The sequence below is a fragment of the Paraburkholderia phymatum genome (assembly GCF_038900715.1).
Taxonomy (GTDB): Bacteria; Pseudomonadota; Gammaproteobacteria; order Burkholderiales; family Burkholderiaceae; genus Paraburkholderia; species Paraburkholderia phymatum_A.
In genome coordinates this window covers 41,986-56,693 of record NZ_JAYMRZ010000035.1, presented here as the reverse complement: position 1 = coordinate 56,693, position 14,708 = coordinate 41,986, and the positions used below count along the sequence as shown (strand labels likewise).

Sequence of the window (14,708 nt, the reverse complement as noted above, 5' to 3'; positions counted from 1 at the left end):
GGGCCCGCCCGGATGATGCCGCGCACCAGGCAGCCAGTACGACGCTACTTAAGCCGCTGCGTCCTTCAGTTTCTTCAACGCGCGTGCCTTGATGCGAACCGTTGCCGGCTTGGCGTCGAACCAGCGCTCCTCGCGTGTAAAGGGATCCTTGCCGAAACGGCGCTTCTTCGCCGGTACCTGCTGAACGCTGATCTTCAGAAGACCCGACAGCGTAAATTCGCCAGCGCCCTTCTTGTGGATCGAGCCGAGCATCGTGTCTTCCAGCGCGGCGAGCACCGCCTTTGCAGCCTTCGGCTCAACATTAGCGGCCTGTGCAACGTGCGCGGCCAGCGACGCCTTGGTGAATTACTCCTTCACGGGCGCGCCGGCGACGAGCTTTTTCTCAGTACCCTTTGCAGCCTTCGCGCTCCCCCTGGTAGCGGGTGCAGCGGCCTTGCCTTTTGCGGCGACTTTCGGTGCAGCCTTCGTTGCAGTCTTTGCCATGGTCGTAGGGGACTCACTTTCGGATTAGGAGGCGCCGGCTATTCTGTTTATGAAGCAGGCAAAGCCATTCTATGACGCCCCACGATCGACGTGTCAAGAAAATGCCTTAAAACATGCTCTCAAATGATTTTTCTGCAACACACATGGCACGGGCAATTCAAAGGCATGCGGCATTTGCCCGTTTTCCTGTACTATCAGATCAGGAAAAGGTGAGGATACCCAGGGGCCGCCCGGTTCTGATCTCCCGGGATCTGATCGGGGCGAGCCGATATGCTTACAACGCTGAGGCCTCGGTGGACCTCCAATGCGGGTTCCGACGAATGCGGTTTTCCGCTGCGCGACTCCACAAGTTGCGCTGACGCAGCGCTGCATCGTGCGAAGTGGAATGGAAGAAGACGCGTTGAAGTGACAAACGCCGAATCACAGGCTGCACGATATGTCGCGATCTTGAGCAAGTGAAGGTGTCTTTCAGTCGAACGGGCGAGCAGGCCGGCGGCGAGCGCGCCCGCCGGCTGGCAATGGACACTAGCGTTTGCTCAATGCTGTGTGGCATAGTGCGGCCATCGCTAAGTCAGGGGAACAAAATGGCCACGCTCGAAAAAGTACAGGTACAAATAACAAAGCTTCAAGCGCAAGCCGATGCGCTCATCAAGCGCCAGTCGTCGACCGCCATCGCCAGGATTCGTGACCTGATGGAGAAGTATGACCTGACGATCGCGGACATCGATGCGCACGTCGGCGGCAAGAAACGTGGTCGCAAGCCGGGCGTCGCGGCGACCGCCAAACCTGCAGCTGCGGCGAGGTATCGCGATCCGAAGACGGGCGCCACCTGGTCGGGACACGGGCGCGCTCCAGCTTGGATTGCGAGCGCCAGCGACCGTACCAGGTTTCTGATTGACGACAGCGCCGCACAACTGGCTCCTGTCGCCCGGTGGACGGCAAAACCCGGCAACTACGTGCGGGGACCCCAGGCCCCGAAATATCGGGATCCCGGGAGTGGCGCGACCTGGAGTGGCCGCGGTCGGGCACCCGCATGGCTGGCTGGCGCCAAGGATCGTTCGACGTTTCTGATTGCTGGCGCGGAAGACGGACTCCCGACCTCGAAATCTGCTCCGGCCACGAAGGCAGCGGTGAAGAAAGCCGCGACCAGGAAAGTTGCAGGAAAGAAGGTCACCGCAAAGAAGGGCAAGGCAGTAACTCAATCTGCGCCGGCGAAGAAGGCCGCAGTCAAAAAAGCCGTGGCGAAGAAACCTGCGACGAAGAAAGCGCCGGCGAAAAAGGCACCGCGCAATCCGGAAAGGGTTGCGCTGACCAGCGATATGGCTTCGGAGGCGGTCTCGGCCTGATTTCCGCAGCAGGATGTTCGGTATGAGCAGGACGTTTCCGTCCTGCTCGAACAGTTCGGGTTTCGCGTAACGACTTCTGCGACGCAGCCCATATCTGCCTCGATATGGCTTCAAGCCGCCCCCGCAGGCCTTTCCGTTTTCGAGCCGCCGGTATACTGCACGGCACGACAACTACGAGAAATGCTTGTCCATGAAGGGAAAAATCGCTGATGGCGAAGCCCGCGACCGGCTGATCGTCTGGATCCGCCGCCGGATGGAAGAATTCGGCATCACGCCGGAAGCGCTCGCCGAATCGCTTCAGCACGATAAAGACCATCCACCGCTGTATCGCGACGCGCGCGGTAACGAGTGGAACGGCCTCGGCGACGTGCCAGCCTGGCTGCGCGCCGCGCAGAACGTCGGCGTCAATCCGGCCTTCTTCCGGATCGAAACAAGAGCACACGAGCCAGCCCTGGTCGAAAGCTCGACCGTCTCTGAGCAGATAGGTGACCAGCGCCAGCTCGACCTTTTCGCGTAATCCAGGCCGGTCGTCTCTTTCAGGAGGATCTGGCGGCAGAAGGGCGCAGAAGCGTCCTTGACAAGGGTTGCGTTGCCCGAGGGCCGCGCGCTCGTGTTACCCAAGTGGCAGACGCAGGTGAACCGCGGGCTTCAGCCGCTGCTTCATCGCGGTTGCCAGGCAGGGGTTTATGGTCAAATGTGTGCGGAGTAGCAGTGATGCCGAAGCAACCTTTTCGCAAGCCTCGATGTTGTCGTCGAGCACGGGACAGTTTATCCACGCTGGTACGTCACAAGAACAGGCCAGCTCGTCTCCCGTAGCAGGACGTTCTGCTTCATCAGAAGTGTTGCGTTGGCGGTGTAACCGGCTGCCAGCTTGTCGGCGATTCGCGAGGCGCTAGCGATGGCAGCGCGCGACGAGGCGAACAAGGCTTTGTGAAATGCCGCGGAACCGTGCCCGTCACACGAGACTGACACCGAGCTCAAATGCGAGGTCAACGATCGTGACATAGATTCTTACGTCGCCTGTCAGGCTTGCAGGCCCTTCGACCTGTCTGATGTCCTTCGGGTCAACACGATCGCCGAAGAGCATGACGGCAACTTCGCGGTCGTGCTGTCGCGACACACAGCAAAGGCCGTCCAGACGTCAATCACGCCTTCTACGGCCAGATCCCCCGCATCGACATCGCGCGGCTGCTCTGGTTCGTTGCCGGTCGCACCGGCTTTCTCAAGGTATTCACGCATGTGCTCGACCGGTACGTCAAACACGAGGCCGATCCACGGGAGCTCCTCGCCTGCATCATCGCGATGGGCACCAATATGGGGCTGCGCAAAATGGCCGAAGTCTCGGGCCTCAGTTACGCCGCGCTGTTGAGTTGCGCACGCAATTATCTTAGAATCGAAACTGCCCATGCGGCCAACGATGCGATCAGCAACGCGACCGCCGCGCTGCCCGCTTTCCACCTTTTCAACATCGGCGACCAGATCCATTCAAGCAGCGATGGTCAGCGCTTCGAGACCCAGTTCGACACCTTCCAGGCACGCCATTCACCCAGATACTTCGGCCTCGGCAAAGGCATCAGCGCCAACACCGCCGTCGCCAACCATGTACCGTTCAACCTGACCGTCTTCGGCGCTCACGAACACGAGAGCCATTACGTGTTCGATCTGCTCTACAACAACACCTCCGACATCCGCCCGCAGCTGCATTCCACCGACACGCACGGCACCAACCAGGTGAACTACTGGACCCTGTATGCCTTCGGCTATCAGTTCGCGCCGCGCTATCGCGACTTCCATAAGAAACTCGGCGGCCTCGTTGGCCGTCACGCCCCGGGCCACTATGGCAAGTGGCTCGTCAAACCCTCGCGTAAATCCAATGACGAACTGATCATCCGCGAATGGCCCGCCGTGCAGCGCATCATGGCCTCGCTCGGGCAGAAGCAGGTCTCGCAGGCCACCATCGTACCCAAGCTCTCGAGCTACAAGCGCCAAACCAGACGAAAAAGGCGCTCTGGGAACTCGACAACCTCTGCCGTACGCGCCACATCCTCGGCTTCATCAACGATGTCGATCTGCGCCAATCAGTGCAGAGGGCCCTGAACCGTGGCGAGGCGTACCACCGGCTGCGCCGCGCGGTCGCCTTTGTCAACGGCGGCAAGCTGCGCGTGCATACCGAGGCCGAGCAGCAATTGTGGAACGAGTGCGCCCGCCTGATCGCGAACGCCATCATTCACTACAACACGGCCTTGCTCTCACGCGTCCACGAGCACAAGCGGGCCGCGGAAGACAGGGCCGCGATGGCATTCATCGCAGGCATGTCGCCAGTCGCCTGGCGACACGTCAACCTGTTCGGCGCGATGGATTTCGGCGCCGCGACCGCGCCAGTCGACATCGACGCGCTCGCCTCGTTTTACACCGACCCCGAGTACTGGGCCCGCATGCTGCAGGCGGCAGCCGAAGAGGAGGATGAGGAAGGCTGACACCCGACTTTCAGGACGCCAGTTCCGCCATTTATCTGGCCCGGGAAGCCTTGTCCGTGAGGGGCTAAAGGAGATTTTCGGTTTTCGGGGGTTGGGCGAAATTAGCCATGCTGGCACGCGCGAACAGCGGGCGAAATCGAGCACCGTGCAAGGCATCGTGACGTCGAATGACACAAGTCATCCGCACCCGACGGAGCAAAGCCGGACAATCACAGCCGACGTCCCGCCCGCGATTGACGGTTCATCGGCGACGCTCGCTGCGACGGCTTCCACAGTGGTGCCGCGACTGTCTGAGGCGTCGTCATATAGTTCGCAGAACAGGGAGATGCCATCACAGAACTCGACGTCGAGTGACAAGGGACATGAAGGCGAACAACTCAGGCTGAGGTCGCTTGCACTTGCGCGAGCACACGGCGGTCTTCAGAAAAACGACCTGCATACGGCGCGATCAGGAGTCTATTGGGCGCTTTCGCTGCAGCCGGACAATCGCGAGGCACTCCTGCTGAAGGTGGATCTGATCTCGCGCGAAAGGGCTCGTGATGCGGCACTGACGGCGGCGCGCAGTTGCGTCGAACCCGAACGTCGGCAGTGCGTTTGGCAGAATGCCAGCAACGCGCTATCAATCGATTCGAGCAGCACCGAAGCCAAAGCGCTCGTCAAGCACTCGGCAACGCCCGCAAAAAAATGACCTCGACTTCCTGAACAAGTCGAGGCCGCAAACATCGCCACCCTGACCGACCGTTGCGGAGACAGCCCATCTCCAACGGCAGATGACGATGACCCTTGGATTCCCATGAAGCCGCAGCGCCCGGAGATTCGCCGACATTCGATGTGAACGTGGCGGGCCACGGTGTCAGTCCATGTTCGATGCCGCTGGAGCAGTTTCAAGTGTTTGAGTGTTTCGTTGAAACCCATTGCGTTTTGCCGCTTCGATCCGGCGCTGCCTGCTCCGTACAACAGCCTGCCTTGCGATAGATTCCATTGCGCTCACGCCCAGGGACTCGGCAACAGCTTGCGCGTAAATGTGGTGCCGTTCCGTAAGCGGTGCAGCGAGGTCTCTGGCGTCCATGTACCGGAGCAGAGCGATCCTTCTATGACCGCATTGGATGCTATGGTCGTATAACGCCAGCGCGGCCATTGCGTCGCACGCCGTCCCGACATCATTGATTAGACTTCGCGTGTCAGATCGTTTCATTGGAACGGCATCGTGATCGAAGAAGCGCGGAAACACGGGCGCTGAGACTTCCGCTGGGAACAGCAAAACGACTTCCATCGGTCCACAGTGTCAGTTTTGGGCAAGCCTATGACAACTCCCTTGTGGAGATACCACCAGGTAGGTAGAACCCGGCGTGATCGCAATCATCTATCCCCGGACTATCTCGCCATAGGGGCAGCCATTCCTGCTGACGACGACGCATAAGCTGTCCAGGCTTCCCCTCGATCGCTTCGACTACCCCCAGAGAGGGAGCCCCCTCTGGCAGATTGCAACGCGCTGTTGACGGGGCATACTACAGACACGAATTACCGGAACCTCGCAGCGGAGCAGCATCATGGAAAGCCGTAAGTTTCTGACCCATCAGCAGATTTTCGACCGGGCAGTGGAGCATCTCTTCTGCCAAGGCCGCGCGGTGCTGCTGCCACACGGCGGCGGTGCATATCGCGGTTATTGCGGAGGGTGTCCCGTCGGCAGCTTCATCAAGGCTCGCGATTACATGACTGCAATGGAAGGGGTGCCCGTCCGCTATGTCGGGAAAGAATCACTGGACGCGATACCCGCGTACATGGACGTCGGTGTCGCGGCGCTCAGGAAGGCGCTGCTTCGCGCGCATATCAACGTCTACGATCCGGCGACGATCGAATTGTTGAGTTGTCTCCAGAACGTGCACGACGTATTCGGGAAATGGGAATGGTGCGAGCGGCTTCAGTCGATCGCGCGCCAGTTCGGCCTGTCGGCCTGCCTGCTGAAGGCGGCGGCGTGATCGCCGCATGGGTCGGCTGCGTCGGCTGCAATGGCATGAACGAACCGGCAATCATCAACGGGCGATAGGGCGGAGATCGTGAATACTTACCAGCACTCTTTACGCGACCTCGTCGAGAAATGGCTCGCGCCGACGTCGACAACACCCGTTCGCGTGACCCGGTTCAGTCGCACGCGAGACGGCAACAGGCGCTATGTCTGCGTCGAGGTCGCGCAGCCGGCATGTTCCGTGGCGATCGTTTTCTTCCGGCATGACGACGGCTCGTGGCGTGTCTTCCCGCCCCGGCGCGAGCGCCCGGCGATGACTTGCCCGCAAGCCGCTTGACGCGTGGCACCATCGGGTTTGACCTATGATGAAAGTGTCGGGAAGCGCGGCAAAATCGTGTGCGGCGCTTGTGCCAATTCAGGTATGAGGAATGGGACGTGGAGCCTGTCAATACCGTACTGCTGATCGACGATCATGCGCTATTTCGCAAAGGTGTCGCGCAACTCATTCAGATGAACCCGGCATTTCGTGTGGTCGGCGAAGCGTCCTCGGGCCGCGTGGGCGTCGACCTCGCGGTGCAGCTCAAGCCGGACGTGATCCTGATCGACCTCAACATGCCGGAAATGAGTGGAATCGAAACGCTCGAGATGATGAGGCAACGCGGCGTCGATGCGCGCTTTCTCATGTTGACGGTCTCGGACAACGAACGCGACGTCGTGGCTGCGCTGCGCGCGGGGGCGAGCGGCTATCTGCTCAAGGACATGGAACCGGAAGAGCTATGCCTGAACTTGCAGAAAGCGCTGCAAGGAACGGCGGTGCTCAGCGAGGCTGTCACGGGCAAGCTGTTTCACGCGCTGTCCTCGGGGCAACCTTTGCCTGCCAATGAGACGGGCCTTTCCGCGCGCGAGCAGGAGGTGCTCGACTATCTCGTCGAAGGACTGTGCAACAAGGAAATTGCCCGCAAGCTCGATATCAGCGTCGGTACTGTCAAGGTGCACGTCAAGCATCTGCTGCACAAACTCGACCTGCATTCCAGGGTTGAAGCCGTGGTGTGGCATCACGAGCACCTGGCGCGCCGCAATACGCCACGGGCATGAACTCGCCGCATTGACTGCATTCGCTCGGCTTGTCCTCATCGTCGCCGGCCACTGGTACTATTCGCACTGCGGACGCCCGGAAAGGGCCGTGCCGCATCTCCGATTGCCGATAGTCGGATAGCCCTAGTCAGATAGCCACGTGTAGAGCCAAGCGATGAAGAGCGAGACAAATGCCGATCTCACCACCAGTCAACTCGACGATCCGGGCGATGGAAGGTCGATCGAGTCATTCCTGGGCAAGGTTGTCAAAGAGTACCGTACGAATCAGGGGCTGACGATCGCCGACCTGGCGGAGCAAAGCGGCCTGTCGCGAAGCATGGTGTCGAAGATCGAGAACGGGCAGGTGTCGACTAGTCTCGATTCCATCGTGAGCCTTGCGCGCGCACTGGGCATTTCGATCTCAGCGCTGTTCAAGAACTTCGAGCATCGCGAGGGCAACGCGCAGCATGTGAAGGCCGGCAAGGGCATGGAGGTGGTGCGTCGCGGGACCACGAAGGGGCATACGTACCATCTGCTCGCCTACGATCAAGGCCCCGTCAAGCTGTTCGAGCCGTTCCTCATCACGATGGACGACGAGGCCGAAGTGTTTCCGACCTTCGAGCATCCCGGCACGGAGTTCATCTACATGCTGCAAGGCAAGATGGAATATCGCCATGGCAATCGCAGCTATCTGCTGCAGCCCGGCGATGCGCTGACCTTTCGCGGCTCCGTCGCGCATGGCCCCGAGCGTCTGATCAAGCTGCCCATCAAGTTCATCACTGTGATCATGTATGGCCAGTCCCCGGAACTGGACACCTGATCGATCCTCGCCCGTCTGACAGACGAGGCGATCGCTGCGCGCGCATCGAGACGTGCGCCCGCTTGCATTTCCTTCCTGCACGTTCCTCCTTCCACCACACGCACGCCTTGTAGCCGTCTCATCAGGACGGATGGCTGCGCGTCCTCCCCATCTTTCCAGTGCAGCTTAGTTTGGAATGCAGATGTATTCAGGGCGGGCGGCCACACGTCCATCTCGCGCGCGCTTGAGTGATATGCGCACGGCGATACTCCCGGGTGGGTAGAGAGCCAATACAGAAGATGTACGTGGTTTCCTGACAGGAAAAAAAGTTGATTGTCATTGACACGCGAATATCGCCTGGCTACTGTTGTGCTCAATGATTCCTCCTCGAATCGACCCACACCATGTCCTCAAATACGCACCGTTTCACGCTTACCCTTTCCTGCCCCGATCGCATCGGGATCGTGTCTGCTGTAAGCACGTTCCTTGCCGAGCATCACGCATGGATCATCGAGGCCACCCATCACGCGGACGAAATCGAGAAGCGCTTCTTCATGCGCCACGAGATCACCGCGGATTCACTGCCATTCGGTGTCGATGGGTTTCGCGAGCGCTTCGCCCACATCGCCAGAGAGTTCGCGATGGACTGGAAGATCTCCGACAACTCCGTCAAAAAGCGGGTCGTGATACTCGTGTCGAAGCTGGAGCACTGTCTCTACGATCTGCTTGCGCGCTGGAAAGCGGGTGAGCTGGACATCGAGATTCCGTGCGTGATCTCGAATCACGAGACATGGCGCAGCTTCGTCGAATGGCACGGCATTCCGTTCCATCACGTGCCCGTCACGCCCGACAACAAGGCGCAGGCCTATGACCAGGTGCAGCGCCTGTACGAGGATGCGCGCGCCGACACGATGGTGCTCGCGCGCTACATGCAGGTTCTGTCGCCGAAGCTGTGCGCCGCGTATCCGGGGCAAATCATCAACATCCACCATTCGTTCCTGCCGAGCTTCGTCGGCGCGAAGCCTTATCACCAGGCATTCGGACGCGGCGTCAAGCTGACGGGCGCCACCTGCCACTACGTGACGGAAGAACTCGACCAGGGGCCGATCATCGAGCAGGACGTCATTCGCGTGCGTCACTCGGACCGGCCGGATGATCTCGTGCGTCTTGGCCGGGACATCGAGAAGGCCGTATTGGCGCGAGGCTTGCGTTATCACATCGAGGATCGCGTGCTGATCCACGGCAACAAGACCATCGTGCTGCGCTAGGCACGTGGCCGATTCCCCATCGAACAGGTCGTAGAGCCGCCCCCAGCGGGGCAGCACAAAGGAGCGTTTTATGCCATGGCGTCTCGTCCGCTTCGCTCTCTCGAAGAAACATCCCGAACCGAGGATGTTCACGAGACACGACACTTTGCGTCGTTCCTATGACGTTGTGATCATCGGCGCGGGAGGTCACGGTCTCGCGTCGGCCTACTATCTCGCGAAGGAACACGGCATCACGAATGTGGCCGTGCTGGAGAAGGGGTATATCGGAGGAGGTAATACCGGGCGTAACACCACAATCATCCGCTCGAACTATCTGACGCCCGAAGGCGTGAAGTTCTACGACGAGTCGGTGAAGCTGTGGCAAGACCTGTCACAGGACTTCGACCTCAACCTGTTCTATTCGACGCGCGGCCACTACACGCTGGCCCATACCGATTCGGCGATGCGCACGATGCGCTGGCGTGCCGAGGTCAACAAGCACTACGGCGTGGACTCCGAAGTCGTCGGCCCGAACGAAGTGAAGAAGGCGGCGCCGATGATCGATATCTCGTGCGGCGGCGTCGCGCCGATCATGGGCGCGCTGTATCACGCACCGGGCGCCGTCGCGCGGCACGATGCCGTCGCCTGGGGTTACGGGCGCGGCGCGGACCAGCGCGGCGTCGAGATCCATCAGCAGACGGAAGTGCTCGGCATCGACGTGGTGGGCGGCAAGGTCAAGGGCGTGAAGACCTCGCGCGGCTATATCTCGACGAACAAGGTGCTGTGTGCGGTGGCCGGATCGACGCCGCGCGTGACGGACATGGTCGGTGTGCGCACTCCCATCTTCATCCATCCGCTTCAGGCGATGGTGAGCGAGCCGCTCAAGCCGTGGCTCGATCCCATCCTCGTGTCGGGCAGCCTGCATGTCTACATCAGCCAGTCGGCGCGGGGCGAACTCGTGATGGGCGCTTCGCTCGATCCGTACGAGTTGCACTCGACGCGCTCCACGCTCGACTTCGTCGAAGGGCTCACCGCGCACATGCTCGAAATGTTTCCGTTCCTGTCGCAGGCGAAGGTGATGCGTCAATGGGCCGGTATGGCCGACATGACGCCCGACTTCGCGCCAATCATGGGCAAGACGCCCGTCGAAGGCTTCTATCTGGATGCGGGCTGGGGCACCTGGGGCTTCAAGGCCACGCCCGTGTGCGGCAAGACGATGTCTCACACAGTGGTGAACGACGCTGCCCATCCGCTGATCGAGGGCTTCTCGCTCGACCGGTTCCGCCGCTTCTCGCTCACGGGCGAAAAGGGTGCGGCCTCCGTTGGCCACTGACCTGGAGAATGACGATGAAGATCATGACCTGTCCGGTGAATGGCGCGCGCCCGGTGTCGGAATTCGCGTACTGGGGTGAGATTCGCCCGATGCCCGACCCGATCGAAGCGAGCGACGCGCAATGGGCCGACTATGTGTTCTGCCGCAACGGCGCGGCGGGCGTGAAGCGCGAATGGTGGTGCCACACGCCGAGCAACACATGGTTCATCGCCGAGCGCGATACCGCGAAAGATCTCGTGCTGCGCACGTGGCTTGCCGGCGAGGAGGCTTGAATGCGTCTGACTCCCCACCGCGGCGAATGGATCGAGCGCAATACGCGCGTCGATTTCTCTTACGAAGGCAAGCACTACAACGGCCTCGCCGGCGACTCAATCACGAGCGCATTGTGGGCTTCGGGCGTGCGCGTGCTCGGCCGCAGCTTCAAGTATCACCGGCCGCGCGGCGTGCTATCGCTCGCCAATCACGATGTCAACGTGATGCTTCAGGACGGCGCGCGGCTGAACGTGCGCGCCGACGTGACGGCACTGACGCAGGGCGGCAACTGGCATTCCGTCAATACGTTCGGCGGCGTGGAAGCGGATCGCGCCCGGATCGTCGGCAAGCTCGCTGCGTTTCTGCCCGTCGGCTTCTACTACAAGGCTTTTTATAGCAAGCGCTGGTTCCCGCGCTGGGAACGCATGTTCCGCACGATGACGGGCCTCGGCACAGTCGACTTCGATGCGCCGCATATCCGCACGCCGAAGCGTTATGGCTTTTGCGACGTGCTCGTGATCGGCGCGGGGCCATCGGGTCTGTCGGCGGCGCTGGCGGCGGCGGAGTCAGGCGCGGATGTCGTCATCGTCGACGAGAACGCGCGCATCGGCGGCAGCGGCGGCTATCAACTGGGCGGCGACGAGAGGCGCTTCGACGCGATCCGTGAACTGGAGAGCACCGTGCTCGGCCATCCGCGCATTCGCGTGATGACGGGCACGCTCGCGGCAGCCTATTACGCTGACCTCTGGGTGCCGCTCGTGGAGGCGACACGCATCACGAAGATGCGCGCAAAGGCGGTGGTCGTCGCGAGCGGCGCGTTCGAGCAGCCCGCCGTGTTTCGCAACAACGACGTGCCCGGCGTGATGCTGGCTTCGGCGGCGCAGCGGCTCGCCTATCGTTACTCGGTCGCGCCGGGCAAGCGGGCGGTGGTGCTGGCGGCGAACGCGGACGGCTACCGCGCGGCGCTCGACATGCTCGCACGGGGCATCGAAGTGGTTGCCGTCGTGGACCTGCGTGCATCGCATCTGAGCAAGGACCTCGAGCGCGCGCTCCGCGCGAAGGGCGTCGATGTGATCGCGTCGAGCTGTGTCGTCGAGGCGGTGGCGGACAAATCGGGTGGGCGCCTGACGGGCGTGCGCGTCGGTGCGTTCTCGACGCAAGGCGGCTTGCGCTATTCGACGGCGACGACGCGCCTGATTGACTGCGACACGCTGCTGATGAGCGTCGGCTGGGCGCCTGCCGCGAATCTGCTGTACCAGGCGGGCACGAAGATGCAGTTCGATCATGCCGTCGAGCAGTTCGTGCCCGAGCAATTGCCGCCAGGCGTGTTCGCATGCGGCCGGGTGAACGGCGTGTACACGCTCGACAGCAAGCTGCGCGACGGCGCGCGCGCGGGCATGCAGGCGGCCACGCACTGCGGCTTCGGCGACGATACAGCAGGTGCCGCTGCGCAGCCGCGTCTCGCCGAACGGGAGTCGCCGTCGCATCCGTGGCCGATCGTCGGCCATACGTCGGGCAAGAACTTCGTCGACTTCGACGAAGACCTGCAACTCAAGGACTTCGAAAACGCGGTGCAGGAAGGCTTCGACAACATCGAACTATTGAAGCGCTTCTCGACCAACGGCATGGGACCGAGCCAGGGCAAGCATTCGAACATGAATGGCCTGCGCATCCTCGCGCGGTTGACGGGCAAGAAACCGCAAGAGGTCGGCACGACGACGGCGCGTCCGTTCTTCCATCCCGTGCCGATGTCGCATCTCGCGGGGCGCGGCTTCAATCCGGAACGGCGCACGCCGCTGCACGCACAGCATCAGTTGCTCAATGCCGTGTGGATGCCGGCGGGCGTGTGGCAGCGGCCGGAGTACTACGCCGTCGCCGGCAAGGATCGCGCGACCTGCATCGAGGAAGAGTCGCTCGCCGTGCGCAACGGCGTGGGCATCATCGACGTGGGCACGCTCGGCAAGATCGAAGTGCGCGGACCGCAGGCCGCCGAATTTCTGGAGCGCGTCTACGTGTCGAAGTATGCGGGGCTGAAGGCTGGCATGACCCGCTACGCGGTGATGTGCGACGAGTCCGGTGTCGTGATCGACGACGGCGTGGTCGCGCGTCTCGCCGACGACCACTTCTACTTCACGACCACGACGTCGGGCGCGGCCGCCATCTATCGCGAGTTGTCGCGGCTCAATACGATCTGGCAGCTCGACTGCGGGATCGTCAACGTGACGGGCGCGTTTGCAGCGGTGAACCTGGCGGGCCCCGTGTCGCGAGCCGTGCTCGGCAAGCTCGTCGATCTCGATCTGTCGTCGGCGGCGTTTCCGTATCTCGGCGTGCGCGTGACGGGCGTGGAGCTTGGACAGAACCGCGCGCCCGCGCGGCTCATGCGAGTGGGCTTTGTCGGCGAATGGGGCTACGAAATCCATATTCCCGCCGAGTACGGCGCGGCGCTCTGGCGCGCGCTGCTCGAAGCGGGCAAGGAACACGGCATCCGTGCATTCGGCGTCGAAGCGCAGCGTCTGCTGCGGCTCGAGAAGGGACACGTGATTGTCAGCCAGGACACCGACGGCCTGACGACACCGCGCGATGCCGGCATGGAATGGGCCGTGAAGATGGACAAGCCGTTCTTCGTCGGCAAGCGCAGCCTGCAGATCATCGACAAGCTGCCGGCCAAACAGCGTCTCGTCGGCTTCGCGCTCGATGCCGGCGTGCGCAATGCCGGTCTGCGCGAGTGCCATCTCGTGATCGAGCGCGGCGAGATCGCGGGGCGCGTCACGAGCGTCGCGTGGAGCGCGACGCTGCAAAAAACGATCGGCCTTGCCTTCGTGCGGCTGGAGCAAGCCGAACCCGGCACACGCATCACGTTCCGTTTGAGTGATGGCCGCATGCTGCCCGCGACTGTCGTGCCGACACCGTTCTACGACCCTGAGAGCGAGCGTCAGAAAGACGCCGTAACGACAAAGGCTGCCGCGCCGAGGAAGGAGACAGCATGAACGCGCCACTTCGAATGAGCCCGGTCTGCGACGCACGGAAGGCGAGCGGCCAGCAAGGGAGCGTGCGCGAGAACATGCGCGTCGAGGAGCACGTCGATGCTGCCGACAGCATCCGCGCGGCGGCGCTCGGGATCGCCGACGTGTCGTATCTCGCCCGAACCGGCTTCAAGGGCAAGGGCGCGGCGGCCTGGCTGCAGGCGCAGGACATCCCCGTGCCGGAGCAGCCGAATAGCTGGGCACCGCTTGCAGGCGGCGGTGTCGTGTTGCGGCTCGGCCTCTCCGAGTACCTGATCGAAGACGGTCTCACGCATGGCAGCTCGGCACGGATGGCGCATCTCGAGACGCCCGTGCATGTGTATCCCGTGCTTCATCAGGACGTTGCGCTCGTGCTGTGCGGCGAAGCCGCGCACGAGTTGCTGCTGCAAACCTGCAATGTCAATTTCGGCGCGCTCGATCTGGCATCCCGGCCGGTCGTGCTGACTTCGATGGCGGGTGTCGCCGTCACCGTCATGCCGGGTGCCCGCGCAGGCAGGGCTTACTACCGGGTATGGGCCGACGGCACATATGGCTTGTATCTGTGGGAAACCCTCTCGGGCATCGCCGCCGAGCTGGGCGGCGGCCCGGTAGGGCTTGCCGCGGTCACGGATATCGACCATCTGGCCGTCCGGTAGCAAGCAAAGGTAGCAGACCGTAGTAGTCGGCGCGGGCGCGAAGGACGGGCCGGCGTTTTCCGAAACCCTGGAC

The 14,708-nt window shown here is 62.1% G+C and carries 11 protein-coding genes and 2 pseudogenes; 12 read left to right on the top strand and 1 reads right to left on the bottom strand.

All coding sequences use genetic code 11. The features are described from left to right. Positions 1–48 precede the first annotated feature (48 nt). Positions 49–483, bottom strand: a pseudogene (locus VSR68_RS38920) (HU family DNA-binding protein). Positions 484–1,067: 584 nt separating this feature from the next. Between VSR68_RS38920 and VSR68_RS38915 the strand changes: the two are divergent. The 12 genes and pseudogenes from VSR68_RS38915 (at position 1,068) to VSR68_RS38855 (ending at position 14,635) form a co-directional block, all read left to right on the top strand. After that, on the top strand, positions 1,068–1,829 hold the full coding sequence (locus tag VSR68_RS38915; protein WP_342944834.1) for an H-NS family nucleoid-associated regulatory protein: 762 nt from the start codon (positions 1,068–1,070) through the stop codon (positions 1,827–1,829). Between the two features lie 190 nt (positions 1,830–2,019). Then, positions 2,020–2,346, top strand: coding sequence for an H-NS family nucleoid-associated regulatory protein (locus VSR68_RS38910; RefSeq protein ID WP_342944833.1), 327 nt, complete (start codon positions 2,020–2,022; stop codon positions 2,344–2,346). A gap of 623 nt (positions 2,347–2,969) precedes the next feature. Next, positions 2,970–4,306, top strand: a pseudogene (locus VSR68_RS38905) (transposase); the annotation flags it as partial. Continuing rightward, positions 4,293–4,994 carry a hypothetical protein gene (locus tag VSR68_RS38900; protein WP_342944832.1) on the top strand — a complete coding sequence of 234 codons (702 nt, stop codon included), beginning with the start codon at positions 4,293–4,295 and terminating at the stop codon, positions 4,992–4,994. The pseudogene VSR68_RS38905 and the gene VSR68_RS38900, both read left to right, overlap by 14 nt. A gap of 862 nt (positions 4,995–5,856) precedes the next feature. Beyond that, a complete protein-coding gene (locus tag VSR68_RS38895; protein WP_342944831.1) occupies positions 5,857–6,285 on the top strand; it encodes a hypothetical protein in 429 nt (142 codons plus the stop codon). Between the two features lie 422 nt (positions 6,286–6,707). Beyond that, on the top strand, positions 6,708–7,367 hold the full coding sequence (gene narL, locus VSR68_RS38885; protein WP_342944829.1) for a two-component system response regulator NarL: 660 nt from the start codon (positions 6,708–6,710) through the stop codon (positions 7,365–7,367). A 154-nt stretch (positions 7,368–7,521) separates the two neighbouring features. Beyond that, positions 7,522–8,166 (top strand): XRE family transcriptional regulator, encoded by a 645-nt coding sequence (locus VSR68_RS38880; protein WP_342944828.1) that lies wholly within the window; start codon positions 7,522–7,524, stop codon positions 8,164–8,166. Between the two features lie 383 nt (positions 8,167–8,549). Beyond that, a complete protein-coding gene (gene purU, locus VSR68_RS38875) occupies positions 8,550–9,413 on the top strand; it encodes a formyltetrahydrofolate deformylase (protein ID WP_342944827.1) in 864 nt (287 codons plus the stop codon). 145 nt (positions 9,414–9,558) lie between these two features. Next, complete coding sequence (locus VSR68_RS38870; protein ID WP_342944826.1) at positions 9,559–10,725, top strand: FAD-dependent oxidoreductase; 1,167 nt, start codon at positions 9,559–9,561, stop codon at positions 10,723–10,725. Between the two features lie 14 nt (positions 10,726–10,739). Next, entirely contained in the window at positions 10,740–10,997 is a 258-nt protein-coding gene (locus VSR68_RS38865; protein WP_342944825.1) for a sarcosine oxidase subunit delta, read from the top strand. Then, positions 10,998–13,964, top strand: coding sequence for a glycine cleavage T C-terminal barrel domain-containing protein (locus VSR68_RS38860; protein ID WP_342944824.1), 2,967 nt, complete (start codon positions 10,998–11,000; stop codon positions 13,962–13,964). Beyond that, a complete protein-coding gene (locus VSR68_RS38855; protein ID WP_342944823.1) occupies positions 13,961–14,635 on the top strand; it encodes a hypothetical protein in 675 nt (224 codons plus the stop codon). Before VSR68_RS38860 ends, VSR68_RS38855 begins: the two co-directional genes overlap by 4 nt. Positions 14,636–14,708: the final 73 nt, after the last annotated feature.

Bases quoted from the DNA above. Each gene is read 5' to 3' on its own strand.
- VSR68_RS38895 (WP_342944831.1), top strand. From the start codon at position 5,857: ATGGAAAGCCGTAAGTTTCTGACCCATCAGCAGATTTTCGACCGGGCA.
- VSR68_RS38900 (WP_342944832.1), top strand. From the start codon at position 4,293: ATGAGGAAGGCTGACACCCGACTTTCAGGACGCCAGTTCCGCCATTTA.
- VSR68_RS38880 (WP_342944828.1), top strand. From the start codon at position 7,522: ATGAAGAGCGAGACAAATGCCGATCTCACCACCAGTCAACTCGACGAT.
- VSR68_RS38860 (WP_342944824.1), top strand. From the start codon at position 10,998: ATGCGTCTGACTCCCCACCGCGGCGAATGGATCGAGCGCAATACGCGC.
- VSR68_RS38855 (WP_342944823.1), top strand. From the start codon at position 13,961: ATGAACGCGCCACTTCGAATGAGCCCGGTCTGCGACGCACGGAAGGCG.
- VSR68_RS38865 (WP_342944825.1), top strand. From the start codon at position 10,740: ATGAAGATCATGACCTGTCCGGTGAATGGCGCGCGCCCGGTGTCGGAA.
- VSR68_RS38915 (WP_342944834.1), top strand. From the start codon at position 1,068: ATGGCCACGCTCGAAAAAGTACAGGTACAAATAACAAAGCTTCAAGCG.
- VSR68_RS38910 (WP_342944833.1), top strand. From the start codon at position 2,020: ATGAAGGGAAAAATCGCTGATGGCGAAGCCCGCGACCGGCTGATCGTC.
- purU (WP_342944827.1), top strand. From the start codon at position 8,550: ATGTCCTCAAATACGCACCGTTTCACGCTTACCCTTTCCTGCCCCGAT.